Annotated in this window: 23 protein-coding genes; 14 read left to right on the forward strand and 9 right to left on the reverse strand. The window is 33.6% G+C overall.

The genetic code is table 11. From position 1 onward, the window contains the following. On the forward strand, window positions 1-188 hold a 188-nt coding region (locus ACSSV5_RS04685; RefSeq protein ID WP_454244975.1), incomplete at its 5' end, for a 4a-hydroxytetrahydrobiopterin dehydratase. Here the strand turns inward: ACSSV5_RS04685 and ACSSV5_RS04690 are convergent. The 7 genes from ACSSV5_RS04690 to ccoS are packed head-to-tail and all read right to left on the reverse strand — an operon-like array spanning window position 189 to window position 6,265. Then, on the reverse strand, window positions 189-896 hold the full coding sequence (locus ACSSV5_RS04690) for a sulfite exporter TauE/SafE family protein (protein ID WP_454244976.1): 708 nt from the start codon (window positions 894-896) through the stop codon (window positions 189-191). Next, window positions 896-1,342 (reverse strand): FixH family protein, encoded by a 447-nt coding sequence (locus tag ACSSV5_RS04695; RefSeq protein ID WP_211065967.1) that lies wholly within the window; start codon window positions 1,340-1,342, stop codon window positions 896-898. The genes ACSSV5_RS04690 and ACSSV5_RS04695 overlap by 1 nt, the downstream gene beginning before the upstream one ends. Before the next feature lie 11 nt (window positions 1,343-1,353). Continuing rightward, window positions 1,354-2,766 (reverse strand): cytochrome c oxidase accessory protein CcoG, encoded by a 1,413-nt coding sequence (gene ccoG / locus ACSSV5_RS04700; protein ID WP_454244977.1) that lies wholly within the window; start codon window positions 2,764-2,766, stop codon window positions 1,354-1,356. Between the two features lie 18 nt (window positions 2,767-2,784). Further along, window positions 2,785-3,675, reverse strand: coding sequence for a cbb3-type cytochrome c oxidase N-terminal domain-containing protein (locus tag ACSSV5_RS04705; RefSeq protein WP_454244978.1), 891 nt, complete (start codon window positions 3,673-3,675; stop codon window positions 2,785-2,787). Next, the gene (locus ACSSV5_RS04710) at window positions 3,672-3,857 is read right to left on the reverse strand and encodes a CcoQ/FixQ family Cbb3-type cytochrome c oxidase assembly chaperone (RefSeq protein WP_211065965.1); all 186 of its coding nucleotides are present in this window, start codon (window positions 3,855-3,857) and stop codon (window positions 3,672-3,674) included. The genes ACSSV5_RS04705 and ACSSV5_RS04710 overlap by 4 nt, the downstream gene beginning before the upstream one ends. Before the next feature lie 17 nt (window positions 3,858-3,874). Then, window positions 3,875-6,070, reverse strand: coding sequence for a cytochrome-c oxidase, cbb3-type subunit I (gene ccoN, locus ACSSV5_RS04715; protein ID WP_454244979.1), 2,196 nt, complete (start codon window positions 6,068-6,070; stop codon window positions 3,875-3,877). A 3-nt stretch (window positions 6,071-6,073) separates the two neighbouring features. Then, the gene (gene ccoS / locus ACSSV5_RS04720; RefSeq protein ID WP_211066815.1) at window positions 6,074-6,265 is read right to left on the reverse strand and encodes a cbb3-type cytochrome oxidase assembly protein CcoS; all 192 of its coding nucleotides are present in this window, start codon (window positions 6,263-6,265) and stop codon (window positions 6,074-6,076) included. 151 nt (window positions 6,266-6,416) lie between these two features. Between ccoS and ACSSV5_RS04725 the strand changes: the two genes are divergently transcribed. From ACSSV5_RS04725 to ACSSV5_RS04760, 8 genes are all read left to right on the forward strand, one after another. After that, complete coding sequence (locus ACSSV5_RS04725; protein ID WP_454244980.1) at window positions 6,417-7,730, forward strand: TolC family protein; 1,314 nt, start codon at window positions 6,417-6,419, stop codon at window positions 7,728-7,730. A 6-nt stretch (window positions 7,731-7,736) separates the two neighbouring features. Then, the gene (locus ACSSV5_RS04730; protein ID WP_454244981.1) at window positions 7,737-8,816 is read left to right on the forward strand and encodes an efflux RND transporter periplasmic adaptor subunit; all 1,080 of its coding nucleotides are present in this window, start codon (window positions 7,737-7,739) and stop codon (window positions 8,814-8,816) included. A 15-nt stretch (window positions 8,817-8,831) separates the two neighbouring features. After that, window positions 8,832-12,026: an efflux RND transporter permease subunit gene (locus tag ACSSV5_RS04735; RefSeq protein WP_454244982.1), complete on the forward strand. Its 3,195-nt coding sequence runs from the start codon at window positions 8,832-8,834 to the stop codon at window positions 12,024-12,026. A 32-nt stretch (window positions 12,027-12,058) separates the two neighbouring features. Beyond that, complete coding sequence (locus ACSSV5_RS04740; RefSeq protein WP_211065960.1) at window positions 12,059-12,364, forward strand: hypothetical protein; 306 nt, start codon at window positions 12,059-12,061, stop codon at window positions 12,362-12,364. Between the two features lie 20 nt (window positions 12,365-12,384). Then, window positions 12,385-12,570 (forward strand): YgaP family membrane protein, encoded by a 186-nt coding sequence (locus ACSSV5_RS04745; protein WP_211065959.1) that lies wholly within the window; start codon window positions 12,385-12,387, stop codon window positions 12,568-12,570. 112 nt (window positions 12,571-12,682) lie between these two features. Further along, window positions 12,683-13,765 carry a glycine cleavage system aminomethyltransferase GcvT gene (gcvT, locus tag ACSSV5_RS04750; protein WP_454244983.1) on the forward strand — a complete coding sequence of 361 codons (1,083 nt, stop codon included), beginning with the start codon at window positions 12,683-12,685 and terminating at the stop codon, window positions 13,763-13,765. A gap of 282 nt (window positions 13,766-14,047) precedes the next feature. Then, window positions 14,048-14,860 carry a sugar nucleotide-binding protein gene (locus ACSSV5_RS04755; protein WP_371815929.1) on the forward strand — a complete coding sequence of 271 codons (813 nt, stop codon included), beginning with the start codon at window positions 14,048-14,050 and terminating at the stop codon, window positions 14,858-14,860. Window positions 14,861-15,213: 353 nt separating this feature from the next. Continuing rightward, window positions 15,214-15,993 (forward strand): copper resistance protein NlpE N-terminal domain-containing protein, encoded by a 780-nt coding sequence (locus ACSSV5_RS04760; protein WP_454244984.1) that lies wholly within the window; start codon window positions 15,214-15,216, stop codon window positions 15,991-15,993. Window positions 15,994-16,034: 41 nt separating this feature from the next. On the opposite strand, the gene ACSSV5_RS04765 is transcribed toward ACSSV5_RS04760, so the two are convergent. Next, a complete protein-coding gene (locus tag ACSSV5_RS04765) occupies window positions 16,035-18,683 on the reverse strand; it encodes a valine--tRNA ligase (RefSeq protein ID WP_454244985.1) in 2,649 nt (882 codons plus the stop codon). Window positions 18,684-18,805: 122 nt separating this feature from the next. On the opposite strand from ACSSV5_RS04765, the gene ACSSV5_RS04770 reads away from it, so the two are divergent. Beyond that, window positions 18,806-19,180, forward strand: a complete 375-nt coding sequence (locus ACSSV5_RS04770; RefSeq protein ID WP_454244986.1) for a DUF1573 domain-containing protein — start codon at window positions 18,806-18,808, stop codon at window positions 19,178-19,180. Here ACSSV5_RS04770 and ACSSV5_RS04775 read toward each other — a convergent pair. Continuing rightward, on the reverse strand, window positions 19,177-20,514 hold the full coding sequence (locus ACSSV5_RS04775; protein WP_454244987.1) for an aspartyl protease family protein: 1,338 nt from the start codon (window positions 20,512-20,514) through the stop codon (window positions 19,177-19,179). The genes ACSSV5_RS04770 and ACSSV5_RS04775 overlap by 4 nt on opposite strands. Before the next feature lie 82 nt (window positions 20,515-20,596). On the opposite strand from ACSSV5_RS04775, the gene ACSSV5_RS04780 reads away from it, so the two are divergent. The 4 genes from ACSSV5_RS04780 (at window position 20,597) to paaA (ending at window position 24,923) form a co-directional block, all read left to right on the forward strand. Continuing rightward, the gene (locus ACSSV5_RS04780; protein WP_211065953.1) at window positions 20,597-21,787 is read left to right on the forward strand and encodes a pyridoxal phosphate-dependent aminotransferase; all 1,191 of its coding nucleotides are present in this window, start codon (window positions 20,597-20,599) and stop codon (window positions 21,785-21,787) included. Beyond that, complete coding sequence (gene murB, locus ACSSV5_RS04785; protein ID WP_454244988.1) at window positions 21,788-22,801, forward strand: UDP-N-acetylmuramate dehydrogenase; 1,014 nt, start codon at window positions 21,788-21,790, stop codon at window positions 22,799-22,801. Window positions 22,802-22,874: 73 nt separating this feature from the next. Next, window positions 22,875-23,948, forward strand: a complete 1,074-nt coding sequence (locus tag ACSSV5_RS04790) for a 2Fe-2S iron-sulfur cluster-binding protein (RefSeq protein ID WP_454244989.1) — start codon at window positions 22,875-22,877, stop codon at window positions 23,946-23,948. Between the two features lie 18 nt (window positions 23,949-23,966). After that, on the forward strand, window positions 23,967-24,923 hold the full coding sequence (gene paaA, locus ACSSV5_RS04795; protein ID WP_454244990.1) for a 1,2-phenylacetyl-CoA epoxidase subunit PaaA: 957 nt from the start codon (window positions 23,967-23,969) through the stop codon (window positions 24,921-24,923). Window positions 24,924-25,036: the final 113 nt, after the last annotated feature.

Below are 25,036 nucleotides of genomic sequence, written 5' to 3' on the forward strand. Positions count from 1 at the left end.
AGGATTTTAAAAATGCTTTTACGGCGATGACGCGTATTGCCTTTGAAGCTGAACGCCTTCAACATCACCCAACTTGGTCTAATACCTATAATTCTGTCAATATTTCACTGTCAACACATGATGCTGATGGCGTTACTGAAAAAGATTTTGAATTAGCTGAAGCGATTGAAACGGTGTTAGGGCAATGACTAATGACACTCTATGTTAGCTTCAACTTGCTCAGTTTGCGGGTCAAGTTTTGGCGAAATGTATTTGATTCCTAAACCCATACCACGTAGAATAAACAAAACACCAACAATCACCACAGCTATAGGAATCAGCTTTTTATAATTAAATCGTAAATGCTTTTTGATGAAAGATTGAGCGTAAACCACGCTTGTCATCATGGGAATTGTACCGAGTCCAAACAAAGCCATATAGAGCACACTACCACCAAAACCTTCGGTGGCGAAAGCACCAACTACAGCCATATAAACCAACCCGCAGGGCAAAAAACCATTAAGAAAGCCAAGACTATAAAAAGTATCGTAAGATTTTTTGTGCAAAGCTTTTCCTAATTCAGATTTAATGCTATTGATAAATCTAAAAAAAGGTCTAAAAATTCCAAGTGGCTTGATATAAGATTGTGGAATCAAAACCAAAATAATCATTAAAACCCCAACTGCAATTGAAATATGTTGTTGATAACCAAAAGCGATAAAACCTTGACCAACAAGCCCAAAAACCAAACCAATAATGGCATAAGCAGAAATTCGCCCAAGATGATATAAACCGATTTGAAAGCCTTTTTTTAAGGGTTGATCATGGCTAACAGGCAACATAAAGGCTATTGGTCCACACATCCCTACACAGTGCAAACTCCCAACCAAACCTAATATAAAAGCCGACCACAACATTATTGAATATTAAAAGATTTTGTGATAAGATATTCTTTACCACCGTGAGAAAAAGCTAAGGTAAACTCCCATAAACCTCTATCTAATGGTCGATTGACTAAAGTTTCTCCTTGGCTATTCAGTTTTATTGAGCTATTGAAATCTAAATCTTTATCGGAAGCACGATAGCCATAAACATCAATTTTTTCTATATCTTGTAATTCTTTTGGAAAATTAAGTAGTAAGCCTCCTTGATTAGCTGTAAATTTAATTTCAGATGCGTACAATTTACCATTTTCTATTTTTTGCAACTTGTCATTGAATGTCATTTCTTTTTTATAATATTCATCAACAACCAAGTCATGATCATAGGCTTTTTGTGTCGTCATAGTAATAACCATATACATAATAAAGCTTATAAATAGTACCATAGCAATAACAATAGATGTTCCCCAATTCAGTTTCATAATTTTTGTTTTTAATAAAAAGACCTTGGTCCCATAAAGTTAGTACTGGTTTTTTCAATCAATTCATCACCTTTATAAACTCCTATTTTCAAAGTGTTTTCTTCTCCATCAATTTCAGATTTTGGAATTTCTATAAATAAAGTGCCTTCAGACAATCCTGCTTCTGGGACATTAAAATAATCTCCTTTGACTAACTTGATTTTACCTTGATGAGAAAGCAATTTAAAGCTTATGCTATCCATAGGATGTGTGGTTTTATTGACCAATTTATAAGTGTAAACGTTGCTTAAATTACCTTCAGCGGTGGTTTCGTAAAGTTGACCTGGCAAGCGTAGAATATCAGCTTCAATATTACTTCTTATAAAAAGTAAACCAACCAATAGACCAACTAATATTGTTAACACTCCTGTATAGGCTTTCAATCGTGGTGTAAATTGAAATTTGGCTTTTTTAGTGATATTATCTTCACTGGCATATCGGATTAATCCCTTAGGCAAATCTACCTTTTCCATAATGTCATCACAGGCATCTATACAAGCCGTGCAGTTTACACATTCTAATTGTGTGCCGTTTCTGATGTCAATACCTGTAGGGCAAACGTGTACACACTGGTTGCAATCAATGCAATCGCCATAACCTAATGCTGTTCTATCTTCATTTTTTCTGAATTTTTTACGGCCTTTTTCAGCTTCACCACGCTTGTGGTCATAAGCCACAACTATAGATTTGTTGTCGAGTAAAACGCCTTGTAAACGTCCATAAGGACAAGCAATAATGCAAACTTGTTCTCTGAACCAAGCAAAAATAAAGTAGAAAACAAACGAGAAAATAATTAGTGGTATAAAAGTTCCGAGATGTGCTTGAGGTCCTTCTGATACATACTTTAAGAGTTCATCACTACCAATTAAATACGCTAAAAAAACATTAGCAATTAAAAATGATATGATATAAAACACAAACCATTTGCTACTTTTTTTTATGATTTTTTCTTTGTTCCACGGCATTTTATCTAAGCGGATTTGTTTACCGCGGTCGCCTTCAATAGCATATTCTATGCGTCTAAAGACCATTTCCAAAAAAATGGTTTGTGGGCAAATCCATCCACAAAATATACGTCCAAAAGCCACTGTAAAAAGTGTAATAAACACAACACCAATCAGCATAGCAATCACCACTAAATAAAAATCTTGTGGCCAAAAAGGAAATCCAAAAATATTAAACTTACGCTCCAATACATTGAAAAGCAAAAACTGATTGCCATTAATTTTAATAAATGGCGAAGCAAACAAAAACAATAACAAGAAATAGCTTACCCATTTACGGTATTTGTAAAAAATCCCTTTTGGTTTTTTAGGATAAATCCATTGACGTTTGCCGTCATCGGTGATGGTACCAATACTATCTCTAAAATTTTCGTCAGCCATTATACATCTTTAAATTAATTATTTTTCATTTTCAGGCTTCCAAATTTCACCTTGTGGTTCTTTTGGTTCTGCAGGTGTTGTCCCTTGAAGAGTCATAACATAACTTGCAACTTCATGCATTTCAGATGGTGAAAGAGTATTTTTCCAAGCCACCATACCTTTGCCAGAACGTCCACCTTCACTTATGGTATTAAATATATTTTTGATACCGCCACCAAGAATCCAATATTCATCTGTCAAATTAGGCCCAATACCGCCACCACCATCAATTTTGTGACAAGCTACACAGTTTTGAACAAAAATTTGTTTCCCGTTTTGAATGCGTGCTTCATCTTCAAGCATAGTAACATTTTCAGCATTGACAAAGTCCTTGGCAGTTTCTTTCCATTTTTCAATAGCTGCTTCAGCTTCAGCCACTTCAGTCAGGTATTCTTCTTCTTGATCGTAATCATTAAATACTTCAAAACGAATCAAATAAACGACAGCAAAAATGATAGTGATATAAAAACTGTAAACCCACCAAGGCGGTAATCGGTTGTCAAGTTCACGAATACCGTCGTAATTATGGTCGAGTTCTATCTCGTGTTCTTCTTCAATTTTTTTACTTTTTGTCAAAGCTTGCATCAATCTTTCTACCTTTCTTGAGAAATAAGTCGATCTTTCAGCTTGAGCTTTGTCATAGGCTTTCTTCTTATCTTCAGATAAAGACAAATACAAGATTTTATTTAAAGCTGCCACTGTAACTTCAATAGCTATGGCAACAATTAAAACCATAAATACAAAAAGTGCAGCAAAGGGATTTACAAATATAGCATATTCACCTTTGGGCAAATCCGTGAAATATTCGGTTCCGATAATGGCTATAACTACAAGAGCTATAACTCTAAAATATGATGCAGTTGTTCTCATTGGTCTTCGTCTTTTGGGTTGTTTTCTAAAGGCATCTCACTCATTGCTTTGCTTTGCTGTTTTGAAGTGGTAAGCACCCACCAAAATAACACTACAAAGAAGCTAAAGAAAATGAGCAAGGTGATAATGGGGTAGATTTCAACCCCATCTATGGTTTCTAAATATTGTTTTGCAAATTTCATTGATTCAAGGTTTTATATTAATTAGAAGCTGTCGATTTGTCTTCTGTTGCTTTTTTAATATCCGTACCAAGACGTTGTAGATAGGCAATAAGTGCTACAATTTCTCTATCTTTCATTTCCACAAACTCCCGACCACTATCTTGAGCTGCTTTTTTATCGGCTTCATACGTTTTTACAAAATCTGGGTCAGTGTATAGGTTTTCTTCAATGGTTTGTCCTTGTTTCTCCATTGCTGTTTGGGCATTAGCAATTTGCTCATCAGTGTAAGGTACGCCAAGTTTTACCAAAGTTTTCATTTTAGATTCTATATCAGATTTGTCTAATTTATTTCTAATTAGCCAAGGATATTTAGGCATAATAGAGCCAGGCGATGTACTGCTCGGATTATACATATGATTAAAATGCCAATTGTCATTATACTTGCCACCTACTCTCAACAAATCTGGTCCAGTTCGTTTACTTCCCCATAAAAATGGTCTGTCGTAAACGTATTCGCCACCTCTAGAGTATTCGCCATATCGTTCGACTTCGCTTCTAAACGGTCTTATCATTTGGGAGTGACAACCCACGCAACCTTCACGGATATAAATATCACGACCTTCTAATTCTAAAGGTGTGTAAGGCTTAACAGAGCTGATGGTTGGAACGTTAGAATCAACCATAATGGTTGGAATAATTTGCACTGCCCCACCAATTAAAATCGCTATTGTAGCCAAAATAGTTAGCTTGACAGGTTTGCGTTCTAACCATGTGTGAAAAGTTTCCGATTTTTGACGTTTAGTAATTTTAACTAATGCTGCGGCTTCAGCCAACTCGTCTTCAACTTTAGATCCAGAAGCTACTGTTCGCCATACATTATAAAGCATCACAAAAACCCCTAAAATATATAAGCTACCACCAATAGCACGCATCCAATACATTGGCATAATTTCGTTTACCGTTTCTAAGAAATTACCGTAAACCAGAGTTCCGCTAGGATTGAATTGTTTCCACATAAAAGCTTGAACAAATCCAGCCACATACATCGGTAAAGCATAAAGGACAATACCAAGTGTTCCAAGCCAAAAATGCACATTAGCCAAACCTATTGAGTGAAGTTTTGTTTTGTATAGTCTTGGAATCAACCAATACAACATCCCGAAGGTTAAAAAGCCATTCCAAGCCAAAGCTCCAACGTGAACGTGAGCAATGATCCAATCGGTAAAGTGAGCAATAGCATTTACATTTTTAAGCGATAACATCGGTCCTTCAAATGTTGCCATACCATAACCCGTGATAGCTACAACCATAAATTTAAGAATAGGATCTTGCCGCACTTTATCCCAAGCACCACGTAAAGTCAAGAGCCCGTTTATCATACCGCCCCAAGATGGCATTATCAACATTACTGAAAAAACAACACCGAGATTTTGTGCCCAATCTGGTAAGGCTGAATATAACAAATGGTGAGGTCCAGCCCAGATATAAATAAAAATCAATGACCAAAAGTGAATAATGGATAATTTATAAGAATAAATAGGACGATTAGCGGCTTTAGGCACAAAATAATACATCAAGCCTAAGAATGGTGTTGTTAAGAAAAACGCCACAGCATTATGTCCGTACCACCATTGCACCAATGCATCTTGAACGCCAGCATAGGCAGAATAACTTTTTAAGAAATCTACGGGCAATGCTAAACTGTTAAAAATATGAAGCACAGCAACTGTTACAAATGTGGCGATATAAAACCAAATTGCCACATACAAATGTCGCTGACGACGTTTAAGCATTGTCCAAATAAGGTTAGCACCAAAAGCCACCCAAACCAAAGCAATCATAATATCGATTGGCCATTCAAGTTCAGCATATTCCTTTGAAGTTGAATAACCTAATGGCAAAGTAATAGCTGCTGCTACTATAACAGCCTGCCAACCCCAAAAATTTAATTTACTCAAAAAGTCGCTTGCCATTCTTGCTTTTAATAAACGTTGAGTAGAGTAATAAACCCCAGCAAAAATAGCGTTACCTACAAAAGCAAAAATAACCGCATTGGTATGCAAAGGTCTAATTCGCCCATAGCTTAACCATGGAATACCTTCAGTTAAATTTGGGAATAAATACAAATAAGCCACCAGCAAACCAACTGACATGCCAACAACGCCCCAAACAATGGTAGCGTAAATAAAGTTTTTTACGATTTTATTATCGTAGTGAAACCGTTCTAATTCCATAATTTATTGTGTTTCGTTAACAGGTTTTTCATCACTTTCTGAGTCTTCATCTACAAGCTCGTCGTCAAACAGCATTCGCACAGATGGCGTGTAGCTATCATCGTATTGTCCCTTTTTTACCGAAAAGATAAAAAGCACAAAAAAGAAAACAGCAACTAAAGTACTGATGGCTAAGAGAACATAAATGACACTCATAAAAAGAATTTTAGCCAAAAATAGAACGGAGATAATGTTTAAAAAATGACTATCATCATATTTTAGAAAAAGTGTTGAATAATTTTTTTGGGTAACATAGGTTACTGATAGAATTGAACCAATCATCTATTTTTGTAGCAAAATTCATATTATGAAAGCAGTTTGGTTTGGCATAATGAGTGTAATATTCTTCCAAATAACTTGGGCTCAAGATTATAAAGCCATTTCTATGGATAGCTTGACCTCAGCAATTCAGTCCAAAAACTTGTCTATTAAAATAAATGCTGAAAGTCTTGATATCGCTCAAGCTCAATACCGTGAAACTAATGCTGCCATTTTACCTCAGATTTCATTTAGCCATCAAGGGATTAGAACCAACAATCCTGTTATGGCTTTTAGCTCTAAACTCAATCAAGGTATTTTTAATCAAAGTGATTTTGATATCAACGCCTTAAACAATCCCGATGCCTTATCAAATTTTACAACCACTTTTGAAATTGCTCAGCCTGTTTTAAATATCGACAAACTCATTCAACGCAAAGCTTTAAAATATGCACACAAAGCTCAGGAGTTTCAAAATAGTTATGCAACATCGGCTTTGATTTTAAAATCTCAGACCCTTTATATGCAATTGCAATTGGCTTACGATTCTGAAAAAGTCATCAAAAAAGCCTTAAAAACAGCACGAATCAACAAAGATCAAACACAAAATTTTTATAATGAAGGGCTGATTCAAAAAGCAGATTTTTTGGCTGCACAAATTAGACTTTCTGAAGTTGAAACTCAACATATAAAAGTCCAAAATCAAATCCAAAATCTTTCAGATGAAATAAAGCAATTGATACAAGATGAGTCTGAAGCAACTTTAAAACCAATTGATTCGCTTGAAGTTATTGATTTATGGACTGGTTCTACAATAAAAACTACCAATCTTGAAAACACTTCAGATATCAAAGCTTTTGAACTTAAAGCACAGTCTTTTTCTAAACTACATGACGCTCAAAAATATAGTTTTCTACCACAACTGAATGCGTTTGGACAATTGCAGTTTTTTGATGATCAAATTTTTGGCACATCAAGTGATAACTATTTTTTTGGTGCGGAACTCAAATGGGATTTATTTAAAGGTTATAGCAGAATCGCCAAGCTTCAAAAAACCAAAGCTGAAGCTGAAAAGGTCAAATTAGAACAACAAAACTATTTACAACAAAAACAAAATGACGTCAAGCAAAGTATCAGAAATATTGAAGTTTCTGAGCAAAATATGAATAGTCAAAAAATTGCTGTAGAACAATCTAAAGAAGCTTATCGTATCCTTAAAAACCGCTACGAAGAAGGTTTAGAAAAAACCACAGATGTTTTAACTGCTGAAACAAAATATGCCAATATGCAATTGACTTACCTTCAATCGGTCTTTAATTATAATTATAACCTTTTATACTATCAATTTTTAACTGAAAAGTAAAACCCTATGAAATCACTTTCTTATATCATATTAAGTTTTGTGGCAATAAGTTTTTATGCCTGTGGAAATCAAAATTCTAATTCAGGTCAAAATGAAACTGAAGCTATACAAGTTAAAACCATAACTGTAGAATCTTCAAATGATTCTGGCTTGAGTTTTAGTGGTATGCTTAGCGCAGAACAAATGTCAACTTTAAAAACACGGCAAGCGGGCTATGTGAAAAATATTTTTGTCAATGTTGGAGATGAGGTTCAGAAAAACCAAAAACTCATTCAAATTGACAGCGAAGAGCTCAATGCACAAAAAAAACAAGCTCAAGCTGCAGTTAATCAAGCTCAAAAACAATTTGACTTAGCACAAAAAAACCTAAAACGTTTTGAAAGATTAAGACAATCTAAAAGTGTATCCGACAGTGAGTTTGAACAAGTAGAGTTAAAATTCCAATCCGCTCAATCTGGTTTAGAGTCCGCCAAGCAACAACTCAACCAAGTGCAATCTATGATGAGTTACACCAGTATAAAAGCACCATTTTCTGGTAAAATTAGTCAAAAGTTGATTCAAGTTGGAGATATGGCTATGCCAGGAATGCCTTTGTTAACACTATCATCATCAAATCAACTTGAAGTGAAATCTACAGTGAGTGAATCTCAAATCAATAGTATCAAAAAAGGGCAAAACGTTCAGATTGAAATACCGAGTATTGGTAAAGTTTATTCAGGAAAAATCACTGAAGTCAGTAACTCATCAGAAAGTTCAAACAGTCAATACTTTGTAAAAAGCATTTTTACTGAAAAGCCAGAAAAGGCATTAGCTGGTATGTATGCAAATATATCTGTAAAAGCACCACAAACTAACTCTCAATATGAAAATTCGTCAATTCGTATTCCACGTTTTGCTATCGTTCAAAAAAATGGATTACAAGGCGTTTACGTTGTTGGAAAAAGTGATACAGCTTTATTAAGATGGATAAAAACTGGAAGTGCAGATGAAGAAACTATCGAGGTTTTATCTGGTCTTTCTGCTAATGACAAAATCATTATCGATGCCGATGGCAGATTGTATAACGGAGTAAAAATTAAAGAATAACAAAACAAAACTATCGTGAAAAAAGGATTTGCAGGAAATATAGCCAAAGCATTTTTAGACTCAAAAATCACAATCTTACTGATGATTGTTTTTATGGCCATCGGGGTTTACAGCTCGTTTTTGATTCCACGAGAGGAAGAGCCACAAATCGATGTGCCAATGGCTGATATTTTTGTAGGTTATCCAGGAGCCAGTCCATCTGAAGTTGAATCGCGTGTAGTCAAGCCTTTAGAAAAAGTTGTGTCAAATGTTACAGGTGTAAAATATGTTCACTCTACTTCTATGCGTGGACAAGCGATGCTTATCGTTCAGTTTTATGTGGGTGAAGACATTGAGCGTTCGTATGTAAAACTTTACAACGAACTGATGAAAAATATGGCCAAAATGCCTGCAGGTGTTACGCCACCATTAGTCAAAACCCGCTCAATTGATGATGTGCCAATTATGAATTTAACCCTTTGGAGCGATGAAGTTGATGACACGCAAATGAAAAAAGTGGCACTTACGCTTAAAGATGAAATTGAAACCATTGAAGATATTTCAATCGTTGATGATATTGGCGGTCGTCGTGAGCAAATTGATATTATTATCAATCCTGCAAAGCTCGACTTCTATAAACTCAATGTTTCTCAAATTCAAAATTTGCTACAAGCTAATCACCAAAGCCAATTTACTGGTGAGTTGACCAATGCAAATCAAAGTATCAGGCTTAAAACCGGTCAATTTTTTAATTCGATTAAAGACATTCAAAAATTAATCGTGGGTCAAAATGGACAGCAACCGATTTATTTACATCAAGTTGCAGAGATAAAATATGCGGCTTCTACACCACAAAATTATGTTTCTTTTGGATATGGAGCTGCTTCAGCACAACAGAAAAATTATCCTTCAGAATATCCTGCTGTGAGTTTATCTATTGCAAAACGAAAAGGTGCAGATGCTATGCAATTAGCAGAACAAATAGAAGCCAACATCGCTCAATATAAAGCAGAATTTATTCCAGATAACATACAAGTTGAAGTTACTCGGAATTATGGTAAAACCGCATCACAAAAAGTCTCAGGGTTGCTTTTACACTTGTTAGGTGCCATCATAGCAGTAACCATTATCGTGATGTTGGCGATGGGCTGGCGTGGTGGTTTGGTCGTGTTTTTATCGGTTCCTGTAACTTTCGCCTTAACTTTACTCAGCTATTATCTTTTAGACTATACGCTCAACCGAATCACGCTTTTTGCCTTAATTTTTGTTACGGGTATTGTGGTTGACGACTCTATTATCATCGCTGAAAATATGCACCGGCATTTTAAAATGAAACAACTGCCTTTTAAAAAAGCAGCGATTTATGCTATTAACGAAGTAGGCAATCCCACCATTTTAGCAACACTTACGGTAATTGCGTCGGTTTTGCCAATGGCTTTTGTTAGCGGATTAATGGGACCTTATATGAGTCCGATGCCTATTGGTGCTTCAATTGCTATGATTTTATCCTTGTTTGTTGCTTTGACCATAGTGCCATATCTTGGGTTTATTTTTTTAAAGAAAACCAAAAAAACTTCTGAAGATGAAAAACCTAAGGATATTACAGATTCTAAAATCTATAAGTTTTATAAAAAAATACAGCTACCATTATTAGAGAGTAAAGCCAAACGCTGGGGATTTTTAGCCATCATTTTCATTCTCTTATTTGCATCTTTTATTTTGTTTTTTACCAATTCCGTTATTGTCAAAATGTTGCCCTTTGACAATAAAAATGAATTTCAAATTGTCATTGACTTACCCGAAGGTAGCACATTAGAACAAACCAACGCCGTTACGCAAGAAATTGCCCAATACGTAAGGCAACGACCTGAAGTGGTCAATTATCAATCTTATGTTGGCACAGCATCGCCTATCACATTTAATGGTCTTGTCAGACATTACGACCTAAGACAAAACAAATATCTATCTGATATACAAGTCAATATAACCGATAAAAACGACCGTTCAATTCAAAGTCACGACATTGCCAAAGATTTTAGAGCTGGCGTAAAAGCCATTGCCGACCAGTTTGGTGCACAAATCAAAATTGTAGAAGTGCCACCTGGACCACCTGTTTTGTCAACGATTGTTGCTGAAGTTTATGGTCCAGATTATCAAAAACAAATTCAACTGGCGGATAGTATCAAAACTATTTTAAATAAAACTCAAGATGTTGTTGATATTGATTGGCAAGTAGAAGCTCCACAAACAGAATATGATTTGATAATTGATAAAGAAAAAGCCCAACTCAAAGGTATTCAACAAACTCAAATTATTCAAAATTTGAATATTTTGATGCAAGATCAACCCGTTGCAAGACTTTATGAAGAAAATGCCAATTTACCAACAAGTATTTCTATTAAACTTTCTGATGCAAGTAAAAGTAGTATTGATAAAGTTTTGAATGTGCCTGTGGTTGCTCAAAATGGAGTAGCTTATCCAATTTCAGATTTTGTTAAACCCGTTAAAAAAACCATTGAAAAAAGTATCAATAGAAAAAATCAACGCCGTGTAGTTTATGTTACTGCAGATATGGCGGGCAAACTTGAAAGCCCAGTTTATGCCATTCTCGGTATGGAAGACAAGCTCAAAGCTATTGATATGCCAAAAGGCTACAATGTTAACGAATTATTTATAGGTTTTCCTGAAAACACCGATGATTTTACAGTAAAATGGGATGGCGAATGGCAAATCACCTTAGAAGTCTTTGGAGATTTAGGTATGGCTTTCTTAGGGGTCATTATCATCATTTACATGCTCATCGTTGGTTGGTTTCAAAGTTTTAGAGCACCAATAGTGATGATGATTGCCATCCCATTATCTTTAGTGGGCATCATTTTAGGGCATTGGATTTTGGGGGCATTTTTTACAGCAACTTCATTTATTGGAATGATTGCTCTATCAGGAATTATGGTTAGAAATTCTGTCCTTTTAATTGATTTTGTCAACCTAAAACAAAAAGAAGGAATGCCACTCAAAGAAGCTATTTTACAATCTGGTGCGGTAAGAACAACACCGATATTGTTGACCGCAGGAACGGTAGTCATTGGGGCTTTTGTTATTCTCTTTGACCCAATATTTCAAGGTTTGGCAATTTCACTTATGGGTGGTTCAATTGCTTCAACGGTATTGACACTTATTGTTATTCCTTTGATTTATTACATCATAGAAAAAAATAAAACAAATAATTAAATTAAAAATAAACACCTTTTAAAATTACAAAAATGAAATTAGTAATTCTTACAGCTGTTGAAAGTTATCAAAAAGATATATACAAGCTTTTTAAAAAAGCTAATATTGAAAGTTATAGTGGTTCTGAAATTGAAGGATTTAAAAATAATAATCAGATTTTAGCAACATCAAGTTGGTTTCCTAGTATTAAGGGAGCGAGTGAATCAGTTATGTTTTTTTCATTTACTGAAAATAAAAATATTGAAACTTTGTTTCAACTCATAGAGGAATACAATCAAAATATAGAAACCAATAATCCAATTAGGGCTGTGGTTTGTCCTATAGAAAAATTTATATAAACTTTTAAAAACAAATAATTATGAGAAATAGAATGGTAAGAGGTATTGCTGGAAGTTTTGTGTTAATCAGTTTATTATTAGCTGTTTACGTCAACATCAACTGGTTGTGGTTTACCGCATTTGTCGGTGCTAATTTATTGCAATCGTCACTAACCAAATGGTGTTTACTTGAAGATATCTTAAAGAAGCTTGGGGTAAAGCAATAAGTTTTGCCTCTTTTCAATAAAAGTTGTTAGCCTTAATCTTATACATAAATTAAGTGCTAAAGCATAGCTTATCTTGATATTCTCCTTATTTTTGTGCTCCAAATTACATATTATGCACAAAACAGCTTTATATCAAAAACACGTTGATTTAGGTGCCAAAATGGTGCCTTTTGCAGGTTATGAAATGCCAGTCAGTTATGAAGGCGTCAATGCTGAACACCAAAACGTCAGAAATCATCTTGGTGTTTTTGATGTCTCTCATATGGGTGAATTTTTTGTAGAAGGTCCTGAAACTCAAGATTTGTTACAATATATCACCAGTAATGATGTCTCTAAACTCGTTGATGGTCAAGCCCAATACACTTGTTTGCCAAATGAAAAAAATGGCATCGTAGATGATTTAATTATATACCGATTTAATGCTGAAAAATTTCTCCTTGTCGTCAATGCATCTAACATTGATAAAGATTGGAAATGGATAAACACCCATAATACGTTTGACGCCAAACTGAGAAATGCCAGTGAAGATTACAGTCTTCTTGCCGTCCAAGGCCCAAAAGCTATTGAAGCTATGCAAGCACTAACCGATGTTGATTTATCAGCCATTAAATTTTATCATTTCACAGAAGCTAAATTCGCAGGAGCCGACGATGTCATAATTTCAGCTACGGGTTATACAGGCAGCGGTGGATTTGAATTGTATGTCAAAAACGAAAATGCTGAACAAGTTTGGGACAAAGTTTTAGACGCTGGAAAGGATTATGGCATTAAACCCATCGGTTTGGCTGCACGTGATACTTTAAGACTTGAAATGGGCTTTTGTCTCTATGGCAATGATATTGATGAAACCACTTCACCACTTGAAGCTAAATTAGGTTGGATTACAAAATTCAACACTGATTTTATCAATAAAGATAATCTTTTAAAACAAAAAGAAGAAGGTGTCGAGCGCAAACTCATCGCTTTTGAATTGCTTGACAAAGGCATTCCACGAAAAGACTATCCTATTCTTGATACCGATAATAATCCTATTGGTTATGTTACTTCTGGCACACAATCTCCGAGCTTAAATAAAGCTATTGGATTGGGTTATGTCAAAACAGGATTTCATCAGGTTGACCAAAAGATTTTTATTCAAATCAGAAAAAAGCAAGTGCGTGCTAAAGTTGTAAAATTGCCGTTTTACAAAAAATAAGTTTGATATTTATAACTTTAACCTCGGGTCAAGTTTTTTTTTGTTTATTGATATGAAAACAATACCAAAACTTCGATAGGAACGAGACCAACTCAAGTTGGACTTGTTCAGATGTTTTAGCATCGAGCGGAATCAAGATGTAATTGTTCTCGACTTCGCTCGAACCTAAAACAATTTTAAAAAATAATAAGATTAAACATAAATATTTGTATTTTATTACAATATGATAAAAATGTCTAATTCAAATAAGTTTTCAACATTTAAAAATCCAAAACCCTTATTTTGAGAATACTAATTATTGGAGCAAGCGGATTTTTGGGTCAGGCACTTTTTAAAGAGCTCAATCCTTATTTTGATGTTTTTGGAACCTATTTTACATCACAAAAAAGCTACGACTCCAATCGGAGATATTATCAGTGGAATGTTGAAAGTGAAAGCATCTCTCCTATTCTAAATGCAGTAAAACCCGATATTATCCTGACGAGTTTTAAAGGTGCTTTCTCTGCTCAAGTTGAAGCTTATCAAGAAATGATCAGTTATGTAGTGAGACACCATAAAAAATTGATGTTTATATCAACGTCTAATGTGTTTGATGCCTTTACCAATTATCCATCTTACGAATACGACAAAACCCTTTCAGGTAGCATTTACGGTCGGTTTTTGATTAAAATTGAAAATGCATTATTGCGTTTGCCTAATGCTTATTATAACATTCTAAGGTTGCCCATGGTTTTTGGAAAGACATCGCCAAGACTTCAAGAAATTTTAAAATTATATGATTTAAATGAAGCTATTGATGTGTTTCCAAAAGTGATTATCAACGCCACAACCGACAAGAAAATATGTCAACAGACCCATTATATCATCAATCAAAATTTGCAAGGTGTTTTTCATTTGGGCTCTTCTGATTTGATACATCATAAAGATTTGATTGAAGATATTTGTGAAATCAACGCCATAGAGAACCCTATATTTAGAAATAATTATCAATCTAATCAAGATCGATATTTAGCACTTTTACCCAAACACAACAAATTGCCAGAAAATTATCAAATTTCTATTCAAGACGTTATCAATACTTCTAAAATAATGTAAGTTAAAGGGGTTTTGTTTGACTTTATTTAGGGTTTTCTCAGAAATTCAGAATTTAAAATTATAGATTTTGGATTTGTTATAAATAGTGTGACTACAATCCAACTATTTAAAACCGTTGAAAGGTTAGGATTGTGCATTGCCTTTTTAGCCTAAAAGATAATGATGGTTATCCAGCTTATGGTAATTCAAGAAAAGATTGGGACAACGGTAAGCGTTGGAGTTTTCAAAATCCTGAGTATCGATAGTTGATTTCAAATCTTTCTATAATCTATTTTTATACTTGTTTGTCTAATCTATTTAAAATAGGCTAAATTTGTTAAATCTTAACCTAAAGCTATTAATCTTTTGCGATAATGAGAAAAGTTTACTTATTTCTATGCCTGGTCAATCTGTGTTTATTGTCGTGCAACAATCCTAAATCAACAGATCAAGCCAAACCAGTTGACAAAAATTTACCCATAGCAGACAACAGCAGAAATGCTTTAGACTGGAATGGCACCTACAAAGGTATTTTACCTTGTGCAGATTGTATTGGAATAGAAACTCAAATCACATTAAATCAAGATTTGAGTTACACAAAATCAATGAAATATTTGAGTAAAAATGATAGCGTTTATTTGACAAAAGGTCAATTTAAATGGAATGATAATGGCAGTAAAATATACTTAGACAGCAGTAAAAAAAAGGCTTATCAAGTAGGTGAAAATAAGCTTTTCGTCTTAGACCAAAAAGGTGAAAGAATTTCTGGAAACCTTGAAGAACGCTTTATTTTAAACAAATTATCTTCAAAAAATCAATGGCTTGAAACCTATTGGAAACTCATAGAGATTGATGGCAAACCTATTGATGTAACAACTTTACAAAACGAAGCTCACTTGATATTTAAAATTCAAGACAGTCTTGTAGTTGGCTCAGGTGGTTGCAACAGATTGAGTGGAAGATATAGTTTGAGTGAAAACAATTTTATTGATATTTCACAAATGCGAAGCACTTTGATGGCTTGTGAAAATATGGCAATTGAACAAGCTTTAAGTCAAGCTATTCAAAACGTAAAACAATATAAATTTTATGAAGATACACTTCAATTTTTTGATGATAGTCAAAACAAAAAATTGACATTTATAAAATTCTAAAATTCAATTTAATAATTGATTATAATATCTGTTATATAATTTTAGCCTTTCAAATTTTCAAGACTTTCTTTTAAAGTTTCAATTTTAGCTATGGCATCAGCTTGTTTTTGTTTTTCTTTAGCTACCACTTGTTCAGGTGCATTATCTACAAAACGTTTGTTAGACAATTTTTTATCAACTGATTTCAGGAAACCTTGATAATAGTCTAAATCTTTTTGAAGTTTTTCTTTTTCCGCTTCAATATCTATTGAACCTTCTACTGGTATGTAATAAACATTAGATTTTACACTAAAACTCAAAGCTCCATCCTGTTGTTCATTGACGTAACTCAAATTGTCAATATGTCCTAATTTCTCGATTACGCAATCAAATTCTGCTGAAAAGTTCTCTTTGTTTTCTATTTTTAAATCGATTGAAGTTTTAAAAGGTATATTTTTTGACTTTCTAATGGATCGAACCTGTGTGATAACTTCTGCAGTTAAATCAAAGTTTTTGATGATATCCTTATCAAAAGGTTTTTGTTCTGGCCATTGAGAAACAATCAAAGCTTCATCAGCTTGGCGTGTTTTGATGTTTTGCCATAGTTCTTCTGTGATAAAAGGCATGAATGGATGCAAAAGTTTAAGATTATCTTCAAAAAATTGAATGCAAGTAGCTTTTGTTTTAGCATCAACAGGTTGCTGATAAGCAGGTTTTAATATTTCTAAAAGCCATGAACAGAAGTCATTCCAAACCAACTTGTAACAACTCATCAACACGTCTGAAATTCTATATTTTGAGTAATGATCTTCAATTTCGTGAAGACATTCTTGAAATTTGTTTGAATACCAATCAAGCCCAATCTTAGCTGCATCAGGTTGATTTATGTTTTCATCGACTTCCCAAGATTCAATTAAACGGTAGGCATTCCAAATTTTATTGGCAAAAGATTTTCCCTGTTGGCAAAGTGCTTCGTCAAAAAGTAAATCATTGCCAGCAGCACTACTCAATAACAGACCTACGCGAACCCCATCGGCACCAAAATCATCGATTAAACCAATAGCATCGGGTGAATTTCCTAAAGATTTTGACATCTTTCGACCTTGTTTGTCTCTAACCAAACCCGTTAGATAGACATTGTCAAAAGGTTTTTGATTTGCAAATTCGTAACCTGCCATAATCATTCGTGCTACCCAAAAGAACAAAATATCTGGACCAGTAACTAAATCTTTGGTTGGATAGTAATATTTGAATTCTTCATTATTGGGATGTCTTATACCGTCAAAAACTGACATTGGCCAAAGCCAAGACGAAAACCAAGTATCTAAACTATCTTCATCTTGAATCAAATCTTCTTTTGAAATTGATGAATTATCAAATTTGTCTTGAGCGAGTTTTATAGCATCTTCAATATTTTTAGCAACCACAAATTTTGTTCGGTCAACACCGTTGGATGTTTTAAGATAATAGGCTGGTATTTGGTGACCCCACCAAAGTTGACGGGAGATATTCCAATCTCTCACATTTTCAAGCCAATGTTTATAGGTATTTTTAAATTTAGAAGGAAACAGTTTGACCGTTTCATCTTTCATCACAGCATCAAGAGCAGGTTGTGCTAAATCTTTCATTTTTAAAAACCATTGTTCTGACAACTTAGGTTCAATAACGGCTTTGGTGCGTTCTGATAGACCTATTTTATTGGTATAATTTTCAGTTTTAATTAAAAAACCCTCTTCTTTTAAAGCCTTTGCAAAAGTTTTTCTAGCTTCAAATCTATCTTGACCTTGATAATCTAAGGCATTTGCATTTAAAGTTGCATCATCATTAAAAACATCTATAATTTCCAATTGATGTCTTTCTCCAATAGCTTTATCATTTTCATCATGAGCTGGCGTTATTTTTAAGCAACCTGTTCCAAATTCCATATCGACATATTCATCAAAAATGATTGGAATTTCGCGGTTAACAATTGGCACAATAGCTTTTTTTCCTTTAAGATGAGTAAAGCGTTTGTCGTTTGGATTGATGCAAATGGCCGTATCGCCAAAAATAGTTTCTGGTCGGGTTGTCGCAATTTGCAAAACTTCATCACTATCAACTATTGGATATTGAACATAATACAATAACCCCTGTTGTTCTTCATAGATAACTTCTTCGTCAGAAAGCGTGGTTTTGGCTTCGGGATCCCAATTTACCATTCGATGACCTTTGTAAACCAAGCCTTTTTTATACAAATCAATAAAAACCTGAATGACAGACTCATACATATCATCATCCATCGTAAATTTAAGGCGATCCCAATCACAAGAAGCCCCGAGGCGTTTGAGCTGAGATAATATTTGACCACCATAGTTTTGCGTCCAATCCCAAGCGTGCTTCAAAAATTCATCACGAGACAAATCTGATTTTTGGATGCCTTCTGTTTTGAGTTTTGCAACCACTTTAGCTTCTGTAGCAATAGAAGCGTGATCGGTTCCTGGCACCCAACAAGCGTTATAACCTTTGAGTCTGGCTCGTCTTATCAAAACATCTTGAATGGTATTGTTGAGCATATGCCCCATGTGCAAAACACCAGTAACATTTGGTGGCGGAATAACAATGGTATAAGAAGGTTTCTCATTGATTTCTGAATGAAAAAAATTGTTTTCCATCCAATATTTATACCACTTTTGCTCTACTTCATGAGGTTGGTAAGACGATGCTATTGCCATAAATTATTTATTTAAGCGACAAAAATACAGATAAGCTTAATAAATTGTAAAATTAATCTTTGTTAATCTCAATAAATTTTGAATTTCATTTTTTTTAGTATATTTGATTTCAATTTAAAAGCATGAAAACAAATTTTTTGATTTTATTTTTATCAATAACCAGTATTTTTTATGCCCAAAAAATCAGCAAATTAGAATTTGATTCAAATTCAAAAGATTATGGGACATTAAAATACGGCGAACATGCACAGTGTGAATTTTATATAACCAATACTGGCAAAGAAAATGTTGTCATAAAAAGTCTTAAATCTAATAGTAGAAATATTGAATTTAAGCTAGATGATAGCCTTATCAAGCCTGGTCAAAAAATCAAATTAGTTGTGATTTACAACACAGAAAATCCAGGTCCGATACGAAAAACTATAACTGTTTTTACCGATGCTAAACCCAGTGTATATACATTAAGTTTAAAAGGTCGCGTCTTGCCTAAGCCTTAATCATCAACTTCTTTTAATCGGCTTCTTAAGGTCAAAGACTTTGTGTATGTTCTACCACCGCGTTTTATAACAAAGCTGATTTCTCTGCCTTCTGTTGAGCTTAAAATTTCAAATATTTCTTCTAAATCATACCGATAACTCGCACGACTTTCAATTTTCAGAATTTGGTCACCAGCAATAAAACCAGCTTCAAAAGCCGATGAATTCAACCTTACAGCACCAACTTTCAATATTGGTCTTTTCTTTATAATCAATTTAGGCTTAACAGTTTGTGCTTTGTTATAACCTGTTGAATTATCATGTTGAACTTGAGCTCTGGAAAAGACATGTTGGTATTGAACAATTTGTTGGTAGCCATCATATTTCAAAATTAGACCGCTCATATCATAATTAAAAGGTTTGTCTATATCGTGATTTGGTTTAAAATAGATTTTTAGATTGTTATAATCAAAAATCCAATGAAAACGTCTTAAAATTTCAGAACCCAAAACCCCTATATTTTTAGCAAAACTTACGCCAGTATATGCTAAACTATCTGGATAGGCTATTTTGGGTTGTTTTAGTAGATTTGAACCTAATTTAAAAGCTTGAGCTTTAGACCGTTTCCCTTTTATCATATCAGCAAATCCATAACCTAAAATATCATCAAAACTCAAAGGTGGAATTTTAACATCAGATTTTGGATGAACCCAAATAGCATCTCCAGAACCCGTATCAATAAGAAATGTAAATTCACGCCAAATATCGTATTGTTGAAGCGAGGTTCTTATGTAAGGTTTCTGTTTAAACAATTTCAAATCAAGTGTTTCATAATTGTTGAGAGATTTACTAAAAAATTGAGGATTATATACTTTTAAGTGGTTTTTTATATAATTAATTTTCACAATTAGTGTTTTAAAAAACTCATAACCTATTATTCCTTGAACCTGATACCCAATTTTGTCAGACACATTAAAGCTTTTATCAAAAATAGCATAAACCGTATGGTTAGTATCTTTAAGTTTTCCTATTTCAAGCTCGTTATTTTTCATCTTATAAGCATAGGTTTTAGCATTAGAAACGCCCTTAATCAATATTTTTTTTGAATTATTTTTGATTTGGTTGTTAATATCATCTAAACCAAACACTACAGTTTTATCAACACCTGTATCTAATAAAAAATTCATTGGAATACCGTTAAGTTTAACCTTAACAATGATGAGATTGTTGTAATCAATAAAGTTTATTTTATATTTTCTTTTACCAGGTCTGTGAAAAATAAATCCATCATAATTTTGTGCAAGCGAAGAAAAACTCACCACAAAAATCAATAGTGTCAAAGAAATTATTTTCATAAACATGATAAAACTAAAATCTTTTGAAATAAAAATTAATCATTCAAAAATTAAAACTTTAAATTCGCAATAAAAATTATATATGCCAAAAATTTCAAGTAAAGGGATTTCTATGCCAGAGTCACCAATACGAAAACTTCAACCATTTGCAGACCAAGCTTTAAAAGAAGGCAAACATATTTATTATCTAAATATAGGTCAACCCGACATCAAAACACCTCAAAAAGCTATTAATGCTGTAAAAGAGACTGACATAGAAATCCTTTCTTATAGTCCATCCCAAGGATTTAGCAGTTATATAAACAAGCTTGTCAGATATTACTCAAACAACGGCATAAACATAAACGAAGATAATCTAATTGTTACAACTGGCGGTAGTGAAGCCTTGTCTTTTGCTCTGGGAAGCATCACAGACTTTGGAGATGAAATTATAATACCCGAACCCTTTTACGCAAATTACAACGGATTCTCAACCGCTTGTGGAGTCAAAGTAGTACCTGTAACTTCTAATTTAGACAATAATTTTGCACTTCCTCCAATAACCGAATTTGAATCAAAAATTACAAATAAAACCAAAGCCATTTTGCTGTGTAATCCAGGAAACCCAACGGGATATTTATACACAAAAGAAGAAATTGAAGCCATAGCTGATTTGGCATTGAAACACGATATTTTTATTCTCGCTGACGAAGTTTATAGAGAATTTACCTATGATGGTCATAAACACCACTCTATAATGAGTCTTGAACGCTTAAAAAACCATGCCATTATGGTTGATTCGGTTTCAAAACGATTTTCAATGTGTGGAGCACGTATCGGATGCTTAGTTTCAAAAAATAAAGACCTGATGAAAACTGCCATGAAATTTGCTCAAGCTCGTCTCAGTCCACCGACTTTGGCTCAAATTGCCAGCGAAGCCGCGTTAGATGTTGATGACCAATATTTTGAATCTATCAATGCAGAATACACAAAAAGACGAAACACCCTTGTTAAAGGTCTTGAAACCATAAAAGGCGTGAAAGTAGCTAACCCAAAAGGTGCTTTTTATTGCGTTGTAGAACTCCCTGTAGAAAACACAGAACATTTTGCTCAATGGCTTCTTGAAAAATTTGAATATGAAGGCGAAACAATTATGGTTGCTCCCGCTGCTGGTTTTTACTCTACACCTAACACAGGGCTCAATCAAATTCGAATTGCTTATGTACTCGAACAAAGCAAACTCATAAAATCTATTAATTTATTGAAAATAGCTCTCGAAGAATATCAAAAATAGATGGTTACTAAAACAAACTTTTCTCTCAAAAACAATAACACTTTTGGCATTGATGTTAAAGCTAAACAATATATTAGTGTAGAAAATTTTGAAGAATTGAAGCATATTTTAAAACGCTTTTATACAGAAGAAATTTTTGTTTTGGGTGGCGGAAGCAATATGCTATTGACCAAAGATATTTCTAAAACTGTTATTCATATCAACACCAAAGGAAAAAAAATAGTTGACGAAAAAAATAATCACATTATTATTGATGCAGATGCTGGTGAAGTTTGGCATGATTTTGTGATGTGGACTATAAATCAAGGTTTTGGCGGTTTAGAAAACCTAGCCCTTATACCAGGCAAAGTTGGCTCTGCTCCTATTCAAAATATTGGTGCCTATGGTAGAGAATTAAAAGATGTATTTGTATCTTGTGAAGCTATTCACAGACAAACGCTTGCATTAAAAACATTTACAAAACAAGATTGCAAATTTGGTTACAGACAATCTGTGTTTAAACAAGAATTAAAAGATATCTATATCATTACAAAAGTTCGTTTTAAATTAACAAAAAAACACCATGATTTAAAAACAGACTACGGTGCAATAGAAAACGAACTCAACAAAATGAAAGTTTCAAAACCACAACCCAAAGATATTGCTCAAGCCGTTATTGCAATAAGACAATCTAAACTACCAGACCCTAAACAAATTGGTAACTCTGGAAGTTTCTTTAAAAATCCAATTGTAAACAAATTACAATTTGAAAAACTCAAACATCAACACCCCAACATACCTCACTACAAAATTGATAATAACAGCATAAAAATTCCTGCTGGATGGTTAATTGAGCAATCAGGTTTAAAAGGTTATCGCGATGGCGATGCAGGCACTCATAACCGCCAAGCACTAGTTCTTGTAAATCATGGCAATGCCTGTGGTAAAGATATATTAGAACTCTCAAAAAAAATTCAAAATACTGTACTTCAAAATTTTGATATTAAATTAAGTCCTGAAGTCAATATTTTTTAAATACCGTTAATCTTTAAAAGTGTATTTGCTTTTTAAACTAACATTTGTTAGTTTTGAATACCATAAATTTGATATGTCAAAATTTTACCCTTTACAAGTTAAAGAAATATCTAAAGAAACAAACAACTGCACTGTTGTCTCATTTGATATTCCTGAAGATTTAAAACAGAAATTTCAGTTTAATCCAGGTCAACACCTAACCCTAAAAAAAGAGATAAATCAAGAAGATTTAAGACGATCATACTCTCTTTGTAGCAGTCCGCTGGACAAGGAATGGAAAGTAGCTGTAAAACAAATACCAAATGGTAAGTTTTCAACCTATATCAATACTTATTTAAAAAAAGGAGATAGCATAGAAGTCATGCCTCCAAGTGGAGAATTTGGTTTAAAATCTAAGCCTAAACAATCCAAAAATTATTTGTTTTTTGCTGCTGGTAGTGGTATTACACCAATCATATCAATGATTAAAACCTACCTAAAAAATGAACCAAATTCAAATTGTAGGCTATTTTATTTGAATAAAAACGCAAAATCTATTATATTTAAAGAAGAATTAGAGCAGATTAGAAATAAGTTCTTTGGAAGATTTGAATTATTCTATTTTCTAACTCGAGAAAATAGAGATATTGAATTGTTTAATGGTCGATTTACCTCAGAAAAAATCAAACAATTAACCGATACCATTTTAAACCTAAACACCATAGATGAATGTTTTATTTGCGGTCCTGAATCTATGATTTTCACCATTCGTGACCAATTGTCTGATTTAGGTTTTCCTAAAGAAAAAATTCATTATGAATTGTTTGTAACAGGTTTATCAAAAGCCGATAAAAAAAGAGTAGATAAAGTAAGGCAAAGCAGAAAAGGCTCTACTTCAATAACTATTTTAGATGCTGGTAAAGAGTTTCATTTTGAAATGCAAAAGGACGACGACAATATTCTAGACGCTGCTCTAAATGCTGGTGCCGATTTGCCTTATGCCTGTAAAGGTGGAGTTTGTAGCACCTGTAAATGTAAAATTAAAGAAGGAAAAGTTGAAATGAAAGTTAATTATGCTTTAGAAAAAGATGAATTAAATAATAATTTCATTTTAAGTTGCCAATCCATTCCTACAACTCCTAAAATTGTATTAGATTTTGATGTATAATCTTTAAAGAAAAAAAACATGAGTTCAAAAAAAGTTAAAAATTTAGAACAAATTTTTGAAGCAAAAATTGCTAATGACGAGAAAATTGAACCTAAAGACTGGATGCCAGAAAAATACCGCCAAACACATATCAGACAAATTTCTCAACATGCACATTCAGAAATTGTAGGTATGTTACCTGAAGGCAATTGGATCACTAGAGCACCGTCTTTAAGACGAAAAGTTGCCCTTTTAGCCAAAGTCCAAGATGAAGCTGGTCACGGACTTTATCTGTATTCTGCAACCGAAACTTTAGGGGTATCGCGTGAAGAACTCTTTGAACAACTCCACTCAGGAAAAGCTAAATATTCCAGCATATTTAATTATCCTACACTAACTTGGGCTGATATCGGTGCCATTGGATGGTTAGTTGACGGTGCTGCAATCATCAATCAAGTGCCTTTGTGTAACACCTCTTTTGGTCCCTATGCTAGAGCCATGGTTAGAGTATGTAAAGAAGAAAGCTTTCATCAACGACAAGGTTACGAAATTATGCTCACACTTTGTAATGGAACCAAAGAGCAAAAAGACATGGCTCAAGATGCTTTAAATCGTTGGTGGTGGCCATCGCTGATGATGTTTGGTCCAACAGATGATCAATCTACCCATACCGAGCAATCTATGAAATGGAAATTAAAACGCAAAACCAACGACGAATTGCGTCAACAATTTATAGATCAAACTGTGCCACAAGCTGATATTCTTGGACTTAAAATTCCTGATAATGATTTAAAATATAACAACAAAACTGGTCATTACGACTTTGGTAAAATTGATTGGGATGAATTTTGGCAAGTTGTTAAAGGTCATGGCAAATGCAACAAACAACGCTTAAATGCACGAAAAAAAGCTTGGGAAAATGGTAAATGGGTCAGAGATGCTGCAATGAAATATGCAGAAAAACAAACGGATAAAAACGTAAAGGAAGCCATCTGATTTTTATAAGTTTCTCTATTTTTTTATAATAATATCTGAAGGATATTATAACTGATATATTTTTTCTTACATCACAGCATTTTCAATTTCAAATTTCATTGAAGTGTATTACT

The organism is Psychroflexus sp. MBR-150, assembly GCF_053628795.1.